At 72.0% G+C, this 20,159-nt stretch carries 18 protein-coding genes; 2 read left to right on the top strand and 16 right to left on the bottom strand.

Translation table 11 applies throughout. The annotated features are described in order from the left end of the window. Positions 1 to 50 precede the first annotated feature (50 nt). The 4 genes from EV372_RS10485 to EV372_RS10470 form a co-directional block, all read right to left on the bottom strand. On the bottom strand, positions 51 to 1,361 hold the full coding sequence (locus tag EV372_RS10485) for a dihydrolipoamide acetyltransferase family protein (RefSeq protein ID WP_130395864.1): 1,311 nt from the start codon (positions 1,359 to 1,361) through the stop codon (positions 51 to 53). Between the two features lie 14 nt (positions 1,362 to 1,375). After that, positions 1,376 to 2,389: an alpha-ketoacid dehydrogenase subunit beta gene (locus EV372_RS10480; protein ID WP_013155796.1), complete on the bottom strand. Its 1,014-nt coding sequence runs from the start codon at positions 2,387 to 2,389 to the stop codon at positions 1,376 to 1,378. Between the two features lie 13 nt (positions 2,390 to 2,402). Next, positions 2,403 to 3,512 carry a pyruvate dehydrogenase (acetyl-transferring) E1 component subunit alpha gene (gene pdhA, locus EV372_RS10475; RefSeq protein WP_019609478.1) on the bottom strand — a complete coding sequence of 370 codons (1,110 nt, stop codon included), beginning with the start codon at positions 3,510 to 3,512 and terminating at the stop codon, positions 2,403 to 2,405. 498 nt (positions 3,513 to 4,010) lie between these two features. Further along, positions 4,011 to 4,688: a GntR family transcriptional regulator gene (locus EV372_RS10470; protein ID WP_130395863.1), complete on the bottom strand. Its 678-nt coding sequence runs from the start codon at positions 4,686 to 4,688 to the stop codon at positions 4,011 to 4,013. Positions 4,689 to 5,461: 773 nt separating this feature from the next. Here EV372_RS10470 and EV372_RS10465 point away from each other — a divergent pair. Further along, on the top strand, positions 5,462 to 6,226 hold the full coding sequence (locus EV372_RS10465; protein WP_130395862.1) for a phosphatase PAP2 family protein: 765 nt from the start codon (positions 5,462 to 5,464) through the stop codon (positions 6,224 to 6,226). Positions 6,227 to 6,416: 190 nt separating this feature from the next. On the opposite strand, the gene EV372_RS10460 is transcribed toward EV372_RS10465, so the two are convergent. Beyond that, positions 6,417 to 6,929 (bottom strand): SRPBCC family protein, encoded by a 513-nt coding sequence (locus EV372_RS10460; RefSeq protein ID WP_130395861.1) that lies wholly within the window; start codon positions 6,927 to 6,929, stop codon positions 6,417 to 6,419. A gap of 620 nt (positions 6,930 to 7,549) precedes the next feature. Here EV372_RS10460 and EV372_RS10455 point away from each other — a divergent pair. Further along, positions 7,550 to 9,496 carry a heavy metal translocating P-type ATPase gene (locus EV372_RS10455; RefSeq protein ID WP_130398856.1) on the top strand — a complete coding sequence of 649 codons (1,947 nt, stop codon included), beginning with the start codon at positions 7,550 to 7,552 and terminating at the stop codon, positions 9,494 to 9,496. A gap of 184 nt (positions 9,497 to 9,680) precedes the next feature. On the opposite strand, the gene EV372_RS10450 is transcribed toward EV372_RS10455, so the two are convergent. The 11 genes from EV372_RS10450 to EV372_RS10390 form a co-directional block, all read right to left on the bottom strand. Continuing rightward, positions 9,681 to 9,956: a hypothetical protein gene (locus EV372_RS10450; RefSeq protein ID WP_253795705.1), complete on the bottom strand. Its 276-nt coding sequence runs from the start codon at positions 9,954 to 9,956 to the stop codon at positions 9,681 to 9,683. Positions 9,957 to 10,038: 82 nt separating this feature from the next. Next, a complete protein-coding gene (locus EV372_RS10445; RefSeq protein WP_130395860.1) occupies positions 10,039 to 10,599 on the bottom strand; it encodes a hypothetical protein in 561 nt (186 codons plus the stop codon). 482 nt (positions 10,600 to 11,081) lie between these two features. After that, a complete protein-coding gene (locus EV372_RS10435; protein WP_486484124.1) occupies positions 11,082 to 11,651 on the bottom strand; it encodes an AAA family ATPase in 570 nt (189 codons plus the stop codon). Positions 11,652 to 11,781: 130 nt separating this feature from the next. Continuing rightward, positions 11,782 to 12,642 (bottom strand): polyphosphate polymerase domain-containing protein, encoded by an 861-nt coding sequence (locus tag EV372_RS10430; protein ID WP_253795699.1) that lies wholly within the window; start codon positions 12,640 to 12,642, stop codon positions 11,782 to 11,784. A gap of 50 nt (positions 12,643 to 12,692) precedes the next feature. Then, positions 12,693 to 13,310 carry a DUF4956 domain-containing protein gene (locus EV372_RS10425; protein ID WP_130395857.1) on the bottom strand — a complete coding sequence of 206 codons (618 nt, stop codon included), beginning with the start codon at positions 13,308 to 13,310 and terminating at the stop codon, positions 12,693 to 12,695. Positions 13,311 to 13,640: 330 nt separating this feature from the next. After that, positions 13,641 to 14,300 (bottom strand): response regulator transcription factor, encoded by a 660-nt coding sequence (locus tag EV372_RS10415; RefSeq protein WP_013155784.1) that lies wholly within the window; start codon positions 14,298 to 14,300, stop codon positions 13,641 to 13,643. Beyond that, complete coding sequence (locus EV372_RS10410; RefSeq protein ID WP_130395855.1) at positions 14,297 to 15,901, bottom strand: sensor histidine kinase; 1,605 nt, start codon at positions 15,899 to 15,901, stop codon at positions 14,297 to 14,299. Before EV372_RS10410 ends, EV372_RS10415 begins: the two co-directional genes overlap by 4 nt. Further along, positions 15,891 to 16,280 carry a hypothetical protein gene (locus EV372_RS10405; protein ID WP_130395854.1) on the bottom strand — a complete coding sequence of 130 codons (390 nt, stop codon included), beginning with the start codon at positions 16,278 to 16,280 and terminating at the stop codon, positions 15,891 to 15,893. The genes EV372_RS10410 and EV372_RS10405 overlap by 11 nt, the downstream gene beginning before the upstream one ends. Positions 16,281 to 16,424: 144 nt before the next feature. After that, positions 16,425 to 17,888 carry a PepSY-associated TM helix domain-containing protein gene (locus tag EV372_RS10400; protein ID WP_130395853.1) on the bottom strand — a complete coding sequence of 488 codons (1,464 nt, stop codon included), beginning with the start codon at positions 17,886 to 17,888 and terminating at the stop codon, positions 16,425 to 16,427. 107 nt (positions 17,889 to 17,995) lie between these two features. Further along, positions 17,996 to 18,580 carry a hypothetical protein gene (locus EV372_RS10395; RefSeq protein WP_130395852.1) on the bottom strand — a complete coding sequence of 195 codons (585 nt, stop codon included), beginning with the start codon at positions 18,578 to 18,580 and terminating at the stop codon, positions 17,996 to 17,998. Between the two features lie 456 nt (positions 18,581 to 19,036). After that, complete coding sequence (locus EV372_RS10390; protein WP_130395851.1) at positions 19,037 to 19,945, bottom strand: DMT family transporter; 909 nt, start codon at positions 19,943 to 19,945, stop codon at positions 19,037 to 19,039. Positions 19,946 to 20,159 lie beyond the last annotated feature (214 nt).

Below are 20,159 nucleotides of genomic sequence, written 5' to 3'. Positions count from 1 at the left end.
ACGCCCCGGCCGTTCCCGGCCGGGGCGTCGCGTGTACCGAGCGCCGGACGCTACAGGATGATCCGCATCGGCTCTTCCAGGATCTCCGCGAGGTCCTTGAGGAACGCGGCGCCCACGGCGCCGTCCACCGCGCGGTGGTCCACCGACAGCTCCAGGGAGATCCGGTTGCGCACGACGACCTCGCCGTCCACGACCACCGGCTCCTGGCGCATCGCGCCGACCGCGAGGATGGCCGCCTCCGGCGGGTTGATCACCGCGGAGAAGCTGTCCACGCCGAACATGCCCAGGTTGGACACGCTGAACGTGCCGCCGCTCATCTCCTGCGGCTTGAGCTTGCCGTCACGGGCCTTGCCCGCCAGCTCGCGCGTGCGCGTGGAGATCTCCGACAGCGTCGCCTTGTCGGTGTCGTGCAGCACCGGCACCACGAGCCCGGCGTCCACGGCCACGGCCACACCCACGTTGACCCGGTGGTGCTGGAGCAGCTTGTCGTCCACCCACGAGGTGTTCACCGCCGGGTGCAGCTTCAGCGCCGTCGCGCTGGCCTTGACGATCAGGTCGTTGAAGCTGACCTTCACGCCCGTGCTGGACAGCTGCTCGTTGATCTGCGCGCGGAAGGCCTTGAGCGCCTCGGCGTCGATCGTGCGGCGCAGGTAGAAGTGCGGCACCGTCTGCTTGCTCTCGGTCAGGCGGCGCGCGATCACCTTGCGCACGTTGCTGACCTTGAGCTCCTCGGAGGCGCGGCCGTCGTCGAAGGCGGGAGTGGTCGTCGCCTTCTCCGCGGCGGGCTCGGCCTCCTCCTTGGACTGCGCGGCGGGTGCGGCCTGCTCGGCGGCACCGCCTTCCCGGGCGGCCTCGATGTCGGCGCGCACGATCCGGCCCTTGGGGCCCGACCCCTGGATCTTGTTGATGTCCAGGCCGTACTCCTTGGCCAGACGCCGGGCCAGCGGGGAGGTGCGCGGGCGCGCGGCCTCATCGCCGGAGGAGTCGGCGGACTCCCCGGCGCTCTCGGCCTCGGTGCCCTCGGCGGCCTCCCGGATCTCCTCCGCCTTCTCGCCCTGCTCCTCCTCGGCGGGCGCGGCCTCGGGCTCCGAGCCGCCGTCGCCGGAGTCCTCGGGTACCGCGTCCGGGGAGTCGGCGATCACGCCGATGACCGCGCCGATCGGCACCGTCTCGCCCTCGGAGACGGACTGCTTGACCAGGTAGCCGTCCTCGTAGGCCTCGTACTCCATGACGGCCTTGTCGGTCTCGATCTCGACCAGGACGTCACCGGAGGCGACCTTGTCGCCCACGTTCTTGACCCACGTGCTGATGACGCCTTCCTCCATGGTGTCGGAGAGGCGCGGCATCTGGATCTCGCTCATGCTTGAAACTCCCTCTACCCGACCCGTTTGCCGACGGCGCTCAGGGTCTCCTTGATGGCGGTGCTGATCGACTCGACCGACGGCAGGGCCGCCGTCTCCAGCGGCTTGGCGTAGGGCATGGGGACCTCCGCCATCGCCACCCGGCGGACCGGGGCGTCGAGGTAGTCGAAGGCGCCCTCCTGGATCGAGGCGGCGATCTCCGCGCCGATCCCGTAGGTCAGCCAGTCGTCCTCGCAGATCACCGCGGAGCCGGTCTTCTTGACCGAGTCCACGAAGGTCTGGCGGTCCAGCGGGCGCAGGCTGCGCAGGTCGACGACCTCGACGTCGATGTCCTCCTCGGCCAGCTTCTCGGCGACCTGGGTCGCGACCATGGCCATCCGGGAGTAACCGATGAGGGTGATGTCGCTGCCCTCGCGGGTGACCTTGGCGCGGCCGATCGTGGCGACGGTGTCGTTCTCCGGCTCGGCGTAGTCGTCGGGGACCTCGCCCTTGGAGTTGTACAGGCCCAGGTTCTCCAGGAACAGGACCGGGTCGTCGTCGCGGATCGCCGCGCGCAGCATCTGCGAGGCCTCGGCCGGGGTGCTGGGAGCGAGCACCTTCAGGCCGGGGATGAACGAGTAGAACAGCTCGATGTTCTGCGAGTGCGTGGCGCCGAGCTGCTGGCCGCCGCCGCCGGGCGTGCGGATGACCATGGGCACGCTCGTCTGTCCGCCGAACATGCCGTAGATCTTGGCGGCGTGGTTGATGATCTGGTCGATGGCGATCAGCGAGAAGTTGATCGTCATCAGCTCGACGACCGGGCGCAGGCCCAGCATGGCCGCGCCGACGGCCGCGCCGACGAAGCCCTCCTCGGCGATCGGGGTGTCCTTGACCCTGCGCGGGCCGAACTCCTTGAGCAGGCCCTCGGTGATCTTGTAGGAGCCCTCGAAGACGCCGATCTCCTCGCCCATGACGAGGACGTTCTCGTCGCGGACCATCTCGGCGCGAAGGGTGTCCCGCAGAGCCTGGCGGTAAGTGATCACAGACATGTGGGTTCCTTCCCTACTCCGCGAACACCGGGTCGGCGGGCATGCGGGTGGACTCGTTGGGCACCGGGGTGGCGTAGGTGTAGTCGAAGAGGGTGGAGACCTCCGGGTGCGGGCTGTTCTCGGCGAAGTCCGCGGCCTCGGTCACCTCGGCCTTGACGGAGGCGGCGATCTCCTCGCGCAGCTCGTCGGTGAGGAGGCCCTCCTCGGTGAGCCTGGCCTCGAACAGGGCGATCGGGTCGTTCTCCTCCGACCGCGCCTCGTCCTTCTGCTCGTCGGTGCGGTACTTGGCCGGGTCGACCACGGAGTGGCCCTTCATCCGGTAACTCCACGCCTCCAGCAGGAACGGGGTCTGCTCCTCGCGGGCGCGCTCGATGAGCCTGGACGCGGTGTCGCGGACCGCGAGCACGTCGCGGCCGTCCACGCGCTCGCCCTCGATGCGGAAGGCGGAGCCGCGCTTGTACAGCTCGGGCTCGGCGGAGGACATCTCGACCGTGGTGCCCATGCCGGTGAAGTTGTTGATCACCACGAAGACGATCGGCAGGTTCCACAGCTTGGCGATGTTGAGCGTCTCGTGCCAGGCGCCGATGTTGGTGGTGCCGTCGCCCATCTGGCACATGACGACCTCGTCGCCGCCCCGGTAGGAGACGGCCAGCGCGGCGCCGGCGGCCAGCGGCAGCTGCCCGCCGACGATGCCGTAGCCGCCGAGCATGCGGGTCTCGGTGTCGTACATGTGCATCGAGCCGCCCCAGCCCTTGGACACGCCGTCGACGCGCCCGTAGAGCTCGGCCATGACCCGCTTGGGGTCCATGCCCTTGCCGATCGCGTACCCGTGGTCACGGTAGTTCGTGAACAGGTAGTCGCGCTCCTGGAGGGCGGTCATCAGGCCGACGACCGTGGCCTCCTCGCCGAGGTTGAGGTGACAGTAGCCGCCGATCCTGGCCTGGGTGTAGGCCTGGGCCGTGCGCTCCTCGAACCGCCGGATGAACAGCATCTGGCGGTAGTAGTCGAGCAGGGTGTCGGGCTTCTCGTCAGCGAGGCCGGGGGAGGTGTCCTTGCGGGTGGTGCGCCGCCGGGTCCCTGAGGACCTGGCGGGGCGGCCCTTCGGCTTGGCCGTGTCAGCCATGGTGTGCCTTTCTACGTACGAGAAGGCCTGGGGCCCCGGGTCTGTGGACCGGGGTACCAGGCCCGCCGTGGCCGCGCTGTCGGGTGCGACCGTGGCGTGCGCAGCCACCCGGCTCATGCGGTGGCGGCGCTCTGTGGCTGTTGCGGGGCGCGTCCCGGGGGAAGGTGGCTCGTCCTCCCCCGGACACGAAGCGCTGGTGGGGTCTCGTGTGCAGTTGTCCGCAGAACCCCTGCCGCATTGCTTCCCGGTCTGCACCGGCGTATGCGTTCGTGGCCCGACGCGGCGGTGCCGGTCGCACGGGTTCGTCCACCGGCCGGATGAACGACTCCGCTTGCCCGGGAGGGGTCCGCTCGTGTGTGATGTGTGTCGCGCACACTCTACGGTCTGATCGATGATCGATCAATACAACTCTATGCCAGAAGGTCCGGTTTCGGTGCGACGGGGCAGGTCACCGCGCCCCCACGGGCCGGTGGCATCGGGCGGCGGAGGGGCCAGGGGTCAGCGGGCGCTCTCGTGGGACTTCAGCGCCGCCTCCACGTAGTTGAGCACGTGGTCGCTGAGCATCTGGCCCACCGAGGGGTCGCCCTCGATGAAGGCGCGCGTGATCTGGGCGTGGTCGGCGGCCTTGGCGTGCAGCTCCATGTTCAGCCAGCGCACCGACAGCGCGGTCCACACCTCCACGCCCAGCGACTCCCAGGTGTGCAGCAGCACGCTGTTGCGGGCGGCGCGCACGACCTCGCGGTGGAACTCCACGCTGTGCCGGATCTGCTCGGACACGTCGCCCCGGGCGGTCGCCCGCTGGAGCGCCTCCACCTCCCGCTCCAGGGGGGAGGGGTCGTCGGCCAGCCGGGGCGCGGCCAACTGCGCCGCGACCAGCTCCAGTCCGGCGCGCACGGGGTAGATCTCCGCCATGTCCTGGACCCCGAAGGCCCGCACCCGGGCGCCCTTGTTGGGGACGGTCTCGATCAGGCGCAGGGTCTCCAGCTCGCGCAGCGCCTCGCGCACCGGGGCCTGGCTCACCCTCAGCTCCGTGGCGACGCGGCGTTCCACGATCCGCTCGCCGGGCTGCCAGCGACCGGACAGCAGGCCCTCGACCAGTACCTGCCGGATCTGCTCCCTGAGCGGCTCGCGAGCCAGCTTGGAGGGATCATCCGGCAGCTGGGGCAGGTCGACCATCCAGAGCCCTTCCGTTCCACGTCCAGCACACGGCCCGTGCGCGGACCGGCTCACTCAGCGTCGTACAAACTCCTTGAAGAGTGCCACACCCCTGCGGGTCAACCGGACAGCAGGCCTCGAACCGCTAACAGAAGGCTCACGAACAGGTCGCATGGCGGTGAACCGCCAACGTCCAGTGCCGGGGCGTGGGGCAAAGTCCGAGGTGGCGGCGAACGTACGTGGGCCACCACACCACCGACGGGGGGAACTGTCCAGGTAGGCTCATCTGTCGGCAATATTCACACAAAGCTGTACGGAGCGTGACGCGCATAACGACGAGGAGTTCGATGAGGCGCCCCGACCCGCGCCGCCTTCACCCGCGCCCGAGCGGTCCGCGCCGACTGGTTCGGGCCGGGCATCAGGCGCACCGCAGACGCCACTGTCGACACCCCTTGTTCCTCGGACGCCGATCCTGCCCAGAGGCCGGTCACGACGTAGTGAACCAGCCCGAAGGACCGGCCGTCGAACGGAGTGGGCGGAGAGTAGTGAACTCTCCGTCATGTCCACTCCGAGTCGGCGCTGAGGACGTCAGATCAGTTCCAGTAACCACGGCTAGCCCGTCCCCCACGCTTCACAAGTGCCACAGGCAAGCCCACGACGTGTGAGACAGCACTGAGCACATGACGCACTCTTCGAGGACACGACGACATCCACGGGCGAGGCAGTTGACCGAGCCACACGACAGGCAAGAGCGGGCGACACCGCTCCCGGGACCCTACAGCGGGCCGATCCCCATGGTGCGTACCACCGTGTACGACCCTGGGCGGCCCGTCGTGCGCCCGGTCCGCTGGCCCAGTGTGAGCGAGATCGCGTGGGGCATCGCGTCCGACCGCGTCGCCATCATGCTCGCCGTGGCGCTGCTCGTCATGACGATGCTGGCCGCGGGGCCGCTGCACCCGGTCGACAACTTCCTGAACGAGCTGCCCCGGCCCTACTGGGACACGCTCCGCGAGCCCATGATCCTGTGGCCGGACACCGTCGCCTCCCGTGCGGTCGCGCTGCCGGTCCTGGGCGTCACCGCGCTCCAGCTGGCCTACTGGCATCGCAGCTGGCGTCCGATCGTGCTGGGCGCGGTCGGCGTCGTGGGGATGATGTCCCTGGTGTCGGTGATGAAGCTGGCCATCAACCGGGGGCACGCCAAGGAGTTCAACCCCGACTTCTTCATGGGGCCGGGCAACGTGGCCTTCCCGTCCGGGCACGGGGCGAACGCGATCCTCATCTACGGCCTGGTGCTCTTCCTGATCATCCGGTTCGGGGCGGCCCGTCCGCACATCATCCGGCGCCTGGCGTACTGCATCGTCGGCATCGCCCTGCTCCAGTCCATCGTCTCGATCTACCTGCACTTCCACTGGTTCACGGATCTGGTGGCGGGGATGGTCGCGGGCGGTTTCGCCCTGCGGGTGACCATCCGGCTGGACCGGATGATCCCGTCCGGGCGCACCACGCAGTGGTGGCCCTGGTACGGAGAGGGGGACGGCGCGCTTCCCGCGAGGGGCTGAGCCGCTCTCCCACCCGTGGCACCGCGCCCGTCGGACCCGGTCCGGCGGGCGCCGCGCTTGTCCGCGGTCCCGACGCCCGTCCGGGACGGTGCCGGGTGCGCCGACGTGTCGACGCCTCCGCGTACGTGCTGGTGGGGGCGCTGGCGGGTCCGTGGAACTGACGTGGGGGAGCCGGGAGGGCTCCCCGCGGTCAGGCTCCGGCCTCCACCAGTTCCCGCATGCGGGCCAGACGTTGCAGGAACATCCGGTCCATCACAAACCTTAGTACGGTTCTGTCCACAATGGGACCGAAGAGGCTGGCGAATTCCACCCGGTCCGTGTAGGCGGTCCCGGCCCCCTCGGGTGCCGTCGTGTGCGTGTGCCGGAAGTACCGGAACATACCGCGCAGCTGGAGATCGGTGAAGTGGTCGCCCTCCTCGAAGGAGTCGATGACGCCGACCCAGCGTACGGGGAGGAGCCCGGCCAGGCGCCAGCGCATCACCATCGTCTCGCCCTCGGCGAAGCCCGCCTCGGGCCAGCGCAGGACGCGCACCCCTCCGGGCATGGAGTCCTCCAGGCCAGACCGGCTCGTGCAGAACGCGAAGACCCGGTCGGGCGGCGCGTCGAAGTGGGCCGTGTAGACCGCCGTGCTCGTGGCCCGGGGGCGTTCGGTGGTGTTCGGGCCGCTCAGGAGCCCGCGTTCGTCGATCTCGCGTCCGGCCATGGTGTCCCTCCAGGTCCACTCGGCACCGGCCTACCCCAGCGTCCCGGGAGGGAACCCGGGCGGCGCTGTGCGGGGCCGCGCTGTTCGCGGGGTGCCGCGTCGGGCTGCCGGTCTGGGTGGCGCCGTGCCGGACGCCCGGGTCCGGGGTTGGGCGCGGACCGCCCCGTTGCCTCCGGAGAGGCGGGACCGCAGTGGGAGAGGTCGGTTCGAGAACGGGGAGTGCGCCGTCACCCCTTGTGGGAATACCCCATGGGGGTATATTGCTGGTAGTGACACGCCGACGGGGTGGGCGTCTGTCCCGTGGATACCCCTAAGGGGTATGTTGCGAGAATGAGGGGGAGAACGACATGACCGCAGGTGAACACGGGCCGCACGGCCGCGGAGGTGACCGGGCCCGGGGGCTGGACGAGGGCTCCGAGGGGCGTGCCGGGCGCACGGGCACCTCGGGTCACGGTCCGCGCGACGACCACGGCGACCACACCGCGCACGCGGGTGCCTCCGCACACGGTGAGCACACCGCTCATGAGGGTCGCGGAGACGCCCCGGGACACGGTGAACACGCCGGTCACGGAGGCCATGGCGGGCACGGAGGCCACGGTGGTCACGGGGACCACGCCGCGATGTTCCGGGCCCGCTTCTGGTGGAGCCTGCTGCTCAGCGTTCCCGTGGTCCTCACCAGCCACATGGTCTCCGGCTGGCTCGGCTACCAGGTCCCCTCCGCGCTGACCTGGGTGCCGCCGATCCTCGGCACGGTCGTCTACCTCTACGGCGGCTGGCCCTTCCTCTCCGGCGTCGTCGGCGAGCTCCGCGGGCGCAGGCCCGGCATGATGACCCTGGTCGCCATGGCGATCACCGTCGCCTTCGGCTCCAGCGTGCTCGCCACGTTCGGCGTGGTGGGCATGGAACTCGACTTCTGGTGGGAACTGGTCCTGCTGGTCGTGGTCATGCTCCTCGGCCACTGGCTGGAGATGCGCGCCCTCGGCCAGGCGTCCGGCGCCCTGGAGGCCCTGGCCGCGCTCCTGCCCGACCGCGCCGAGAGGGTCGGCACCGACGGCGGGGTCGAGGAGGTGGGCCTCGCCGACCTGCGCACCGGCGACACCGTTCTGGTGCGCTCCGGCGGGCGCGTCCCGGCCGACGGCACCGTGGTCGAGGGCCGCGCCGCCGTGGACGAGTCGATGATCACCGGCGAGTCCCGCACGGTCACCCGCTCCGAGGGCGACCGTGTCGTCGCCGGGACCGTCGCCACCGACTCCGCCGTCCGGGTCCGCGTCGACGCCGTCGGCGAGGACACCGCCCTGGCCGGCATCCAGCGGCTCGTCAGCGAGGCGCAGGAGTCCCGTTCGCGCTCGCAGGCGCTCGCCGACCGGGCCGCCGCCCTCCTGTTCTGGTTCGCCCTGGTCGCCGCCGTGCTCACGGCCGCCGTGTGGACCCTGCTCGGTGAGGTCACCGAGGCCGTCGAACGCACCGTGACCGTCCTCGTCATCGCCTGCCCGCACGCCCTGGGGCTGGCGATCCCGCTGGTCATCGCGATCTCCACGGCCGTCTCCGCCCGCAACGGCATCCTGGTCAAGGACCGCATGGCCCTGGAGCGCACCCGCCTCGTGGACACCGTGCTCTTCGACAAGACCGGCACCCTGACCAGGGGCGCCCCCGCCGTCACCGACACCGTCGCCGCCTCCGGACACACCTCCGATCGGGTGCTGGCCCTGGCCGGTGCGGTCGAGGCCGACTCCGAGCACCCGCTCGCCAGGGCGATCGTCCGGGCGGCGCGGGAGGCGGGCGCGGTGCCCGCCGCCACCGGCTTCCGGTCGCTGACCGGGCGCGGTGTCCGCGCCTCGGTCGAGGGCTCCGACGTGCACGTGGGCGGCCCGTCCCTGCTGGATTCGCTCGGTCTCACCGAGCCGGACGAGCTGGCCGGACGCACCGGTCCCTGGCGCGAGCGCGGCGCGACGGTGCTGCACGTGGTCGTGGACGGCGGGGTGGCCGGTGCCCTGGCGCTGGCCGACGAGGTCCGCCCCGAGTCGGCCGAGGCCGTCCGGCGGCTCCAGGAACGGTGCGTGCGCGTCGCGATGGTGACCGGCGACGCCCGCAACGTGGCCGACGCCGTGGCCGAGCGGCTCGGCCTGGACGAGGTCTTCGCCCAGGTCCTGCCCGACCAGAAGGACGCCGTGGTCCGCGACCTCCAGTCGAGGGGGAACCGGGTGGCGATGGTCGGCGACGGTGTGAACGACGCGCCCGCCCTGGCCAGGGCGGACGTCGGCATCGCGATCGGCGCGGGCACCGACGTGGCGATCGAGTCCGCCGGGGTCGTGCTGGCCTCGGACGACCCGCGCGGCGTGGTGGCGGTCCGCGAGCTGTCGGCGGCCGGTTACCGCAAGATGGTGCAGAACCTCGTGTGGGCCGCCGGGTACAACGTCGCCGCAGTCCCGCTGGCCGCCGGGGTGCTGGCGCCGGTCGGGATCGTGCTCGCCCCGGCCGTGGGAGCGGTGCTGATGAGCCTGTCCACGATCATAGTGGCGCTCAACGCCCAGCTGCTGCGCCGGGTGGACCTGAGCGCCTCCTCCTGAGGGGCGAAGGTCCCGTCAACGGCGGAACCCGACCCGGTAATCTCTGGAGGATCGCGGCGTCCCTCCGGTAGCGGGAGGGGCATCGCGACAGGCCACCGTCCCGATCGGATACGGGACGGTGGCTGCCTCGTTCTCGCAGCTCAGCGAGGTTTCACGTGAAACCTTCGAGCTGGTCGCGGGCGTGTCAGCCGAAGACGTCCTCCGCGCGCTCGGCCTCGCCGGCGCGACGGATCCACGTCCGGGGGGTCTCCAGGTCGGTGCGGGATTCGACGCGCTGGCGGACCTCGTCGGAGACGGTCAGGCCGCGTGCGTCGAGGAAGAGCAGGACGCTGTTCGCCGCCTCGGCGGTACGGCCCTCCTCACGGCCTTCTTCCCGGCCTTCTTCGCGACCCTCTTCTCGGCCCATACCGACGTACTTGCGCGTGAAGTCGCTCTGCCACTTGTAGGTGTCCAAGGCCATCAAGCCCTCATCCAGTGTTCTCGGCCGGGCATACGTCTCCTCGTCGGGGCTGTCGGGGCTGTCGGGGCTGTCGGGGCTGAAGTCACGCGGATGCGGTCTGGCGCTGCCGGACGGGCCGGGTGTGCGGCAGGCCGGAGAACGCGTCCCGCCCCCTGACCGCCCCGAAACGGGGCGCGGGTTCGCCGAGCAGATCGCCGCCGGGATCGTCCTTCCACTGCTGGCACAGGGCGGCGGCGCGTTCCAGGGCGAGGGCGAACGCGCGCCGGACCTCCTCCGTCTCGGAGGCGAGTTCGGGATCCCGTGGCGCGGCGGGGATCCGGGGCACAGGAGCGTGGAGTTCGGGAACACGGGGTGCCGGGACGCGGGGCACGGGAACGCCGGACGCGGCGGCGCGCGAACGCTCGTGGGCGGTGAAGTAGGGCCTGACCAGGGCGATGTCCTCGGCCGGAAAGGGCGTGCCGGGCGGTGCCAGGCGGGGAGGCGGAAGCGGGGCCGGGGGAGGGGCGGGGACGTAGCGTCGCACGCGGGTGGAGCGGCGTCGGCGGCGTCCGGCCACCGTGGAGTGGCGTCCGCAGGGTGCGCAGAGGAGGGCGATCAGCGGGCCGAGGGCACGGCTGAGAAGGGCAGCGCTAAACTGGCGCATGCTGGCAATTCCTTGTGTCTAAAGGGTGGATGTTGCTGGCCACGGCCCCGAACGGCAATCAACCGTTGCGGGGTCATCGTGCGGGTTCAGTTGTGTGGTCGCAGCCAGATTAGGGCACGTCTGTTCGGGCGGAGCACGTTTTCCGCGAAGCGGCCGGAAAAAGTTCGTTCCGGCTCTGTCGTGCCAGCTCAGCGGGCATGAGAAAGGGGCCAGTGCGCAATGATGGCCCCATCCAAAAAATCCCTCATGCCGGAATTGAAAGTATTCGTGCACGAGGCGTTCGGAGGCCCCGTCCGATCCGCCCCGGGGACCTGCCCGGCCTCGGAAGCAGATCGGCGTGAGGTCCTCGGCGGGCCGGGCGCCCACCTCGTTCACCGCGCCCCACAGCTTCGGGTCGGTCTCGCCCCAGTTCAGAGCGTCGCCCCCGTCGCGCCGGTGCCGTTTCCCGCGCGGTCGGGCTCCGGGGCCTCGGTACCGGTCCGTCAGAGGAGTGCCTCCTCGTGCGCGCGGGCGCGGATCAGGTCGGCGGTCTCCTCCGGAGTGAGGGCCGCGGTGTCCAACCACCAGCCGACTCCGCCCAGATCCTCCCGCATCGCCCGGTAGTACGGCGCGAAGTCGAAGTCGACGCGGTGCTCGGGGTCGCGCGTGGCGTTGCGCCGCCGGCACACCTCCAGGGGCGGGAACAGGGCGACGAACATGACCGGCCTGGGCCGCAGCATCTCCACCATGGCGTCCAGCATCCGGCGGTTGTCGATGGTGTACTCGATGACCGGGAAGACGCCGTTGTCGGCGAAGTTGGCCGCCAGGTCGCACATGTTGCGCATGCACAGCCGCAGCTGGCGCCGCGCCTCCTCCGCGGGCCGCCCGTTGAAGCCGACGCGTCCCTGGACGACCATGTAGGACAGGACGTCCCCGCTGATGTGGGCCGCACGCGGATACCGTGCGGCCACCAACGGAGCCACCGTCGACTTTCCGGCCCCGGGCATTCCCGAGAGGATCAGACACCCGTCCTGGTCCCGCATCCCGGCCTCCCTCTGTCGTGCGGTGGACATGGTCACAGACCGGGGGCGGGGAGCGCATCCGGATTTTCCGTGCGGGGACGGAGGGAACGGCGCCCCGAGACGCGGGGTGACGGGCCGTCGGCCACCCGGCGGACCCGGACGGTGCGGGTTCCCGTGCCCGTCAACGGCCCCGTCGGAGGGCGGGCGCCGTCCCCACCCGCGCCCGCTCCAGGGCGCACGGCGCCGGGTGGTCCAGGCACGCGCCCATCGCCCGGTGCCACCGGTTGCCCCGCAGCCGGGGCTCCAGAGCGGCCACCGTCGCCCCGTACTTGGTGAACCGCGCCTCCCGGACCCCGTGCTCGTGCAGCCTGCGCTCGGTCGCGGTGAGCCCGCCGCGCGTCTTGATCTCCAGCAGCACCACCTCCGGGAGCATCCGCACCGACCAGCCCGCCCGGTAGCCGACCAGGCCGGTGTCCACCGTCACCCGCTCCTCACCCGAGAAGGCCACCACCGTCGTGCGCCGGTAGTCGGTCACCGCGCTGGCGGCCAGCACGTCGGGTGCCTCGATGCCGTATGAGAGCAGGGTGTCGTCCAGGAACCGCCGGGCCTCGGGGGTCATCCGGTCCGGCGGCCCCGTGTAGGCGATCCGCGTCTTGTCGGTGATCCCGCGCGCGCCCTTGAGCTTGATCTCGAACATGCGCGTCCCCGTGTCCACGTACGTGCGCGTCCGGGCCTTGAAGCGCACCCGCCGCCCCTGGCGGTGGTCGTGGAAGGTCCGCAGGTCGGGAGTGTCGAAGTAGGTGGACGAGTACTGGAAGTCCCGCTGACCGTCGATGGTCAGCACCCCGAACCGGTCCCCGGCGGCCGCGAACAGAGGTTCCAGCAGCTCGACGGGCACCAGGTACTTGCGGCAGGTCCGGGTCACCAGGGCGGCGCGCTCGTTGATCTCGGCGAGCGACATCGGGCGCAGCGCCGCCAGGACCGGGGAGGGAACATCCACCGGAGCGGGCGTTTCCACGGGTCCGAGGGCGTCCAGGATCATGGGTCTCTCCACGGTGACGGGGGCTTCCGCAGGGGCGAGGGCGGCCGTGCTCATCGGCGTCCCGTCCGTCCCGCCACGGAGGTGAAGCCCTGCCCGAACCCGCGTCCGGGGCCCGGGACCGACGCGATCCGGGGCGCCTGGAACCGCACGTCCACGACCATCAGGTCGCGCACGTAGTCGACCTCGGTGACCTCGATCTTCGTGACCCGGCCGCGCAGCCGGGCCTCCAGGTCCTGGCGCAGCGCCACGGGGTCCTCGTGCACCACGTCCAGGGTCAGGATGCGGCGCTCGTGCCGCGAGAGCAGGCGCGGGTGGTCGGCCGCGTACATGCCGGTGAGCAGCAGGGCGTTGAGGCCCAGCAGCACCCAGGGCATCGGGGCCGCCACCGCGTTGACCAGGCCCAGGGCGATCGCCGTGAAGTAGTAGCCGATCTCGCCCTGGCTGATGAGGTCCGACCGCAGGCGCAGGATCGACAGCACGCCGAACAGGCCGAAGCCGACGGCCAGGCCGACCTCCTGGTTGGTCAGCATGGACACCACGGCGAAGATGCCGGTGTTGAGCGCCACGTAGGCCAGCAGCAGGTCGCGGCGCCCGTGGCGGCGGAAGTAGATGGCGTAGGACAGGACGATGATCGCGGTCGTGTTGACCGCCAGTGCGAACCAGAACATGCGTTCATCCTCTGGACGGGCGGTGAGGAACCCATGAGGAGCGGATGAGGGAACCCTCATGTTTGTCACGCACCGGTCATCCGCGACACGGACGAGGGGGCGGGGGTGTCACCGACACCCCCGCCCCCTCGTCACCAGGACATCGCCCGCCGCGCACCGGGACCCTGCCGACCCGGAGCGCCCCGGTCATCCGGGGTCACACCGGGCCGTCCGTATCACGCTGGCCGCTCATGGCCCGGGCGGTCCGGGTCGTCCGTGTCACGCCGGTCGCTCGGGACCCGGACCACCCGGGCCACCCGAGTCAGCACAGGGCCGCCCGGGCCACCCGTTTCACCCGGTCAACCGGTAGCCCATCCCGCGCACGGTCACGATCCTCTCCGCGCCCACCTTGCGGCGCAGCGCCCGCACGAACACGTCCACCACGTTCGACCCGGGATCGTAGTCGTAGCCCCACACGTGCGACAGCATCTGCTGCCTGGTGAGCACCTGGCCCGGGTGCCGCATCAGCAGCTCCAGCAGGGAGAACTCGCGCGCGGTCAGGTCCACGGACGTCCCCTCCACCGCCACCCGCCGCGTGCGCAGGTCCAGGGCCAGGCCGCCCGCGCGCAGCACCGTCAGCTCGGTGGGGCGCTCGTTGCGCATCCGCAGCCGCACCCGGGCCAGCAGCTCCTCGAACCGGAACGGTTTGGTGACGTAGTCGTCGGCCCCGATCTCCAGGCCGGTCACCGTGTCCCGCACGCCGTCGCGCGCGGTCAGGATGACCACGGGTATGTCCACGCCCAGTGAGCGCACGCGCCGCAGCACGTCGAACCCGTCGGTGTCCGGCAGGCCCAGGTCCAGCAGCATCAGGTCGAACCCGCCGGTCACCGCGTAGTCCACGGCCTCCGCCCCCGTGCCCACCACGGTGGTGGTGAACCCGCTGGCGTCCAGGCCCTTGCGGACGAACGAGGCGATCCGCTCCTCGTCCTCGACGATGAGGATGCGACTCACACGTACCTCTTTCCGGTGGGGATGACGAGGGTGAACGTCGAACCGACGCCCGGCGCGGAGCGCAGGTCCACCCGTCCGTGATGGGCCTCGGCGATGGCGCGGACGATGGCCAGGCCCAGACCGGCGCCCCGGTCCCCCCTGGCCGCTCCGCTGCCCCGCGAGAAGCGCTCGAAGATCCGGCCGTGCTCCTCGGCCGGGATACCGGGTCCCTGGTCGGAGACCCAGAACAGCACGTCGTCGCCGCTGAACCCCGAGCCCACACGCAGTGTGGACCCCGGCGCGGTGTGGCGCACCGCGTTGGCGGCCAGCTGCACCACGGCCTGGGTGACGCGCTGCGGGTCGAGCCTGGCGACCCCCTCGGCCAGCGACTCCAGTCGCCAGTCGCGGTCGCCGAGCCTGCGCACCTTGGCGTCGATGTCGCTGGTCAGCTCGGCCAGGGACACCTCCTCCTCGCGCAGGAAGTCGGGCTGCTGGGCCTTGGCGAGCAGCAGCAGGTCCTCCACGATCCGGCTCATGCGGTCCAGCTCGTCGGTGACCAGGCGCAGGACCTCGCGCCGCTCCTCGGGGTCGTCGCCCATCAGCTCCAGGTGGCCGCGCACGATGGTGATGGGCGTGCGCAGCTCGTGCCCGGCGTCGTCCACGAACTGCCGCTGGGCGGTGAAGGCGCCCTCCAGCCGGTCCAGCATGCTGTTGAACTGCTCGGCGAGCGCGGCGATGTCGTCCCGACCGGACACGTCGATGCGCCGGGTCAGGTCCTCCTCGGTGATGTGCGCGGCCGTCTGCCGGACCAGGCGCACGGGTGCGAGGAAGCGTCCCGCCACCCACCAGGCCGCGGTGCTCGCGGCGATCAGCCCGGCCAGGCTGACCAGCGCGATCGTCTGCGTGGTGGAGGTGACCGTGTCCTCGTCGGCCTCGGTGAAGTAGCCGATGACGAACCACCCCGCGCCCTCGGCGTCGGTGCCGCCGCCCGGGGGCAGGGCGCGGATCTTCTCCCAGCGCATCGGACCGGCGGGGGTGTCCAGGGTGCCGCGGGCGCTGGACGCCTCCAGGACCTCCGCGACCATCGCGGGATCCGCGGACACGTCGAAGGGCGGCTCCTGGCCCTGGCGGATGCGCCCGGGCTGGGCCGCGGCGTCCGGGGCGCCGCCCGCGCCGCCGCCGGAGGCCGACTCCTCCACCCAGCCGAAGAGGATCTCGGCCCGGTCGGGGTACTGGCGGGCCAGGTGGAGCCGGATGAGGGTGGAGACGTCGGTGAAGGGCTCCCCCGTGTTCGGGTCCACGCCCACGGCGGCGAACTCCTGGAACTCGCCGATCTCCTGGGACAGCGCCCCGTCCACGCGCTCGTCGTTGCGCGCGGTGAGCGCGCTCCAGGTGAGGATGTTGACCAGGACGAGGACGGCGGCCATCAGCAGGACGACCCAGGCCATGATGAGGAGCCTGGCGGGGATGCGCCGCTTCTGCGGTACCTCCGGCTGGGGTCCCCTCATGACCATGGTGGAGTTCACGTCGGTGTGCGCGGACGCGCTCCAGGAGTGCCCGCCGACCACGCCGCTGAGGTCCTCGGTCGGGGAGTCCCCGTCGAAACGACCCTCAGTCGTCATCGTCGCCGCCCTCGTTGTCGTCGTTGTCGTCGTCGCAGTCGTCATCATCATCGTCGCCGCCGTTGCCGCAGGTGGGGGCGGGGGTCTGACTCGGAGTCGAGGAGGGGGACGGCGAGGGTCCGGCCGACGCCTCGGAGTGGTCGGGGTCCTCGGCGTCGGGGGTCCCGTCGCCGTCGTGGTCGGTGATCGGGGGAGGGGGAGCGACGACGTCCTCGTCGGAGGGAGGGGCGGGGCTGGCGCCGGGGGACTCCCCGACCACGACCTCACCCGGGGCGGCGGTGTCCGGGGTGCGCTCGGGCATCGCCCACACCAGGACCGCCCCCGCGGCCAGGAAGGCCGCGACGGTGCCCGCTAACAGCAACAACAGTGGTGATCTCATACTCCCCGAGCCTTCCGGGCGCGGGGGAATACGAGATGAAACGAACATGAGGAACTCTTCATCCGCGCCCGTCGGCGGTCCTGCGCGGACGACCGGACCCGCCGGGACCGGACGCGTCGGGTGTGTCCGGCCCCGGCGGCGCGGTCACGGCTCCGGGACGGACTCCGGGCGCGTGCGCCCGCGCCGCAGGCCCAGGGCCGCGTCCACCAGGAGGAAGGCCAGCAGGGAGACCCCGAACACCGGCAGGAACAGGCCGACGCCCACCGCCGCCGCGGCGACCAGGGCCAGGCACCACCACGGCAGCCCCCGCCAGGTCCCGCGCGGGGCGAGCGGCCGTCCCATGGAGAACGCGGTGTCCCGGGTCGGGCGGCGCAGCCACCACATCCGATAGCCCCAGAACACGAGGAAGAGCGCGGACAGGGCGATCCCCGTCAGCAGGAGCTGGTTCGGCAGGCCGAACAGCAGGCCCATGTGGAAGGCGATCCCCCACGTGGCCATCTTGGCGACGAAGGGATGGTCCTCGAAGCGCAGCTCCTCGACCACCTCACCGCTCGTCGCGTCCACGGCCGCCGCGTCCTGGTGCACGGGCCAGCTCCGCCCGGTCCCCTGGACGGTGAAGGGCGCGCCCTCCTCCACGGGCACCGAGATCTCCATCGGGCCGTCGATCCCCGCGGCGTGCACCGACTCCAGGACCGTGTCCAGGTCCACGTCCTGTCCGGCCGAGCCGTGGTCCGCGTGGTCGCCGTGGCCCTCATGCCCCGCGTGGTCCGCCTGCTCCTCGTGGTCCGCGTGCTCCGACGGGGCGGGCGCCGACAGCGACGGCGTGGTCCAGCCGAGGGCCACCCGCATGTCGGTCACGTTGGCTCCGGCGAACCGGGACCAGGTCAGCCCGGTGGCGGACACCATCAGCAGGCCGATTACGGCCCAGACGCCGAGCGACCCGTGCCAGGACATGGTCCGGTTCCGCCCCTTGGCGGAGGGCTCGGGCAGCAGGGTGCGGCGCAGGCGGCGGGCCTTGCGCCGGCGCGCGGTCCACAGCACGACCCCGCCCAGAGCGACCACCCACAGCCAGCTCGCGGCGAGTTCGCCGTAGAGGCGGCCGAACTCGCCCAGGTGCAGGTGGCGGTGGAGTTCGGACAGCCACGACCGCACGGGCAGCGCGCCGCTGCTGCCGTAGCTGGTCGTCTCGCCGAGGACCTCGCCGTCGTAGGGGTCGACGAAGACGGCGAGCCGGTAACTCTCGGGGAGGCCCTCCACGTCCAGCAGGACGCGGGTGCTCTCGTCGGGGGACGTGCCCGGGCGCACGGCGCTCAGCGTTCCCTCGGGATGGGCCGCGACCGCGGTGTCCACCTGTTCCTGGAGGGGCAGCGCGCTGTCTCCGGGGGTGACGCGGAGCTGGTCGGCGTAGAGCACCTGCTCCAGCTGCGGCGCGTACGCGTACAGCAGTCCGGTGAGGGCGGCCACGGCGATGAACGGCGCGACGAGGACTCCGGCGTAGAAGTGCAGGCGTAGGAGGAGTTGGCGCAGGGCCGCCCAGACGGGGGAGCGGCGGTCCGGAGGGGGAGGCGTCTCGGGGGAGTCGAGCCGGTCGGGGGCATGGGACGTCATGGGGGCGACCTTCCTGGGTCTGGTTCGGAGCGGCCCGGGGGGTGCGGGCACGCCTGGGGCACCGACGTGTCGGTGGAGGCCGGGCGCTGGCGGCACCGGCGGATGGCTCAGGACAGGAAGGCCGCGGGCGGTCCGCGCAGGATCCGGACGTGCCGCAGGAACAGGAGGACGACGCCGTGCCGGAGCGGCGTGCGTCCGCGGATCCGCGCGGACCCGCCGCGCGCGGGAACGGCGGGGGCCGAGGCGAGGACCAGCAGGCGGTGGAACAGGGAGCGCACGAGGTCGACGAGGGCGAGGACCGCCCGCTCTCCCTGGCGCAGCCACCACGCGCACACCACCCCGGCGGCGGCGTGGGCGAGGAGCATGCCGGGCCCGACCCCGGCTCCGGCCAGTGCCCCGGAACCGGCCGCGTGGGCGGCGCCGTGCGACGCGGAGCCGCCCGGCGACGCGACCGCGAACAGCAGGTGTAGGGCGGTCTGCCCCCACAGCGTCGTCGCGACGAGGGGACCGAGGCGCTGCTCGGAGCGGAAGAGCCCGTGGGCGACGGCGAGGACGAGGACGAACCCCGCCGCGAGGCCGAGCGGCGACACCGCGTGCCCGGAGGCCAGGACGTGGCCGGTGGAGGACACACCCGTGCACACCGCGGCGAACACCGTGGCGCGCGGCAGTCGGAGCGGGACCGTACCGGCCATGGCGGTCAGTATCCCCCAGTTTTCAGAGGGTGCCCATCCCCCTTTTTGGGAGCGTTCCCATAACGGTGTGCGCACGCCCGGTCGCGCTTCCCGTCAGGCGCGGTCCGATCGCGCCGCGCGTGCGTGGTGACGTCTTCCGAGGGTGCCGGAGGCGGTGCCGCACGCCCGGTCGCGTTTTCGGCGGGTACCCCCGGGCGGCCGCGCCGCACACACCGGGACGCGGAGGCCGACCCCGGCGGGCACCGCCGCGGTGGCCCGGCCGCGCCTCCGGGAGGGTGCCCGGCAGGGTGCGACCGAACGCGTTTTCAGGTGACGAAACAACGCAACGAAATCGTGATCGGCTACGCAACGGGTTTCGTCACCTTCAGGCCAACGGAAAAGCGTCCGAAGGGCACTCCGAACCACCAACGCAATGGCCGCGCCCGACCCGTCGTCCCGTCCGGGCGCGCTGACCGCTCAGTGCTCCCCGGTCACGCTTTCGGACTCCCGCCGCCTCTCCGGCCCCGGCTCGGGGGCCGGACCCCGCGGAACCGTGAGCAGCCGGATCCCGTACGCCGCCAGCAGGGCGCACACCACCGCGACCGCGCCGCCGATCCACCCGCCCGCGTAGGTCTCGCCCATGAAGGCCACGCCCACCACCGTGGCGGAGACGGGGTTGGTGAAGGTGGTGATCCCCAGCGGGGCGCCCAGCTCCATGCCCTGGTAGGCGGCCTGGGCCAGGAACAGCCCGAGCACCGCGATCACGGGCGTGGCCAGCGAGGACGCGTGCACCAGCCCGACCGCGCCGGCCTCCCCGATGACCGCCACCGCCGTCTTGACCGTGGCCGAGGAGACCCCGAAGGCCGCGCCCGCCGCGCCCGCCAGCAGGTAGCTGCGCCAGGCCGCCGAGCGGACCCGGCCCGCCGCCCACGCGGTGGCCAGCAGGAGCGCGGTCGTACCGCCGCCGACCACCACCGAGCCGGTGTCGTCGAGGACACCGCCCTGATCGCCGGTCACCGTCACCACCAGCAGCACGCCCAGCGCCAGCGAGGTGAACGCCGCGCCCCGCCACTCCTCGCGGGTGACCCGCCGCCCGTCCAGCCGGGCCGACCACGGGATGCCGAACACCAGCACCAGCACGCCCAGCGGCTGCACCACGGTCAGCGGCGCGTTGCTCACCGCCGCCACCTGGAAACCGGCCCGGCCCCCGTTGAACAGCAGCGAGAGCCACCACAGCGGGTGCCGCAGCAGGGCCGCGACCTGCCCACCGCCGGTGAGCGGCCCGGCCACCCGTACCGCCAGCCTGCGCTGGGCCACCGCGGCGGCCGTGTAGGCCGTACACGAGAGCAGCGCGAACGCGATCCCCGACACCACGCCTGATTCCATGACAGCGATGATCCCGCCGCCCCGGGCCCGGGGCGCCTCGGGGGCCGGAAAACCTCGGTCGGCACGGGGTTTCCGACCGCACGGGGACCCCGGCGAAGAAGCGGTTCGCGGAGAGGGGCACCGGCGGTGCCTCCGGCCGGCCCTAGGCAGTGTTTTTTTGGACCTCCGCTTCGCTTCGGTCCGTGTTCGGGCGCCCGGAGCACGGGAACCTTCG

Source organism: Nocardiopsis sp. CNZ308, from assembly GCF_004217075.1.
This window is presented reverse-complemented; position numbering and strand designations above follow the sequence as displayed.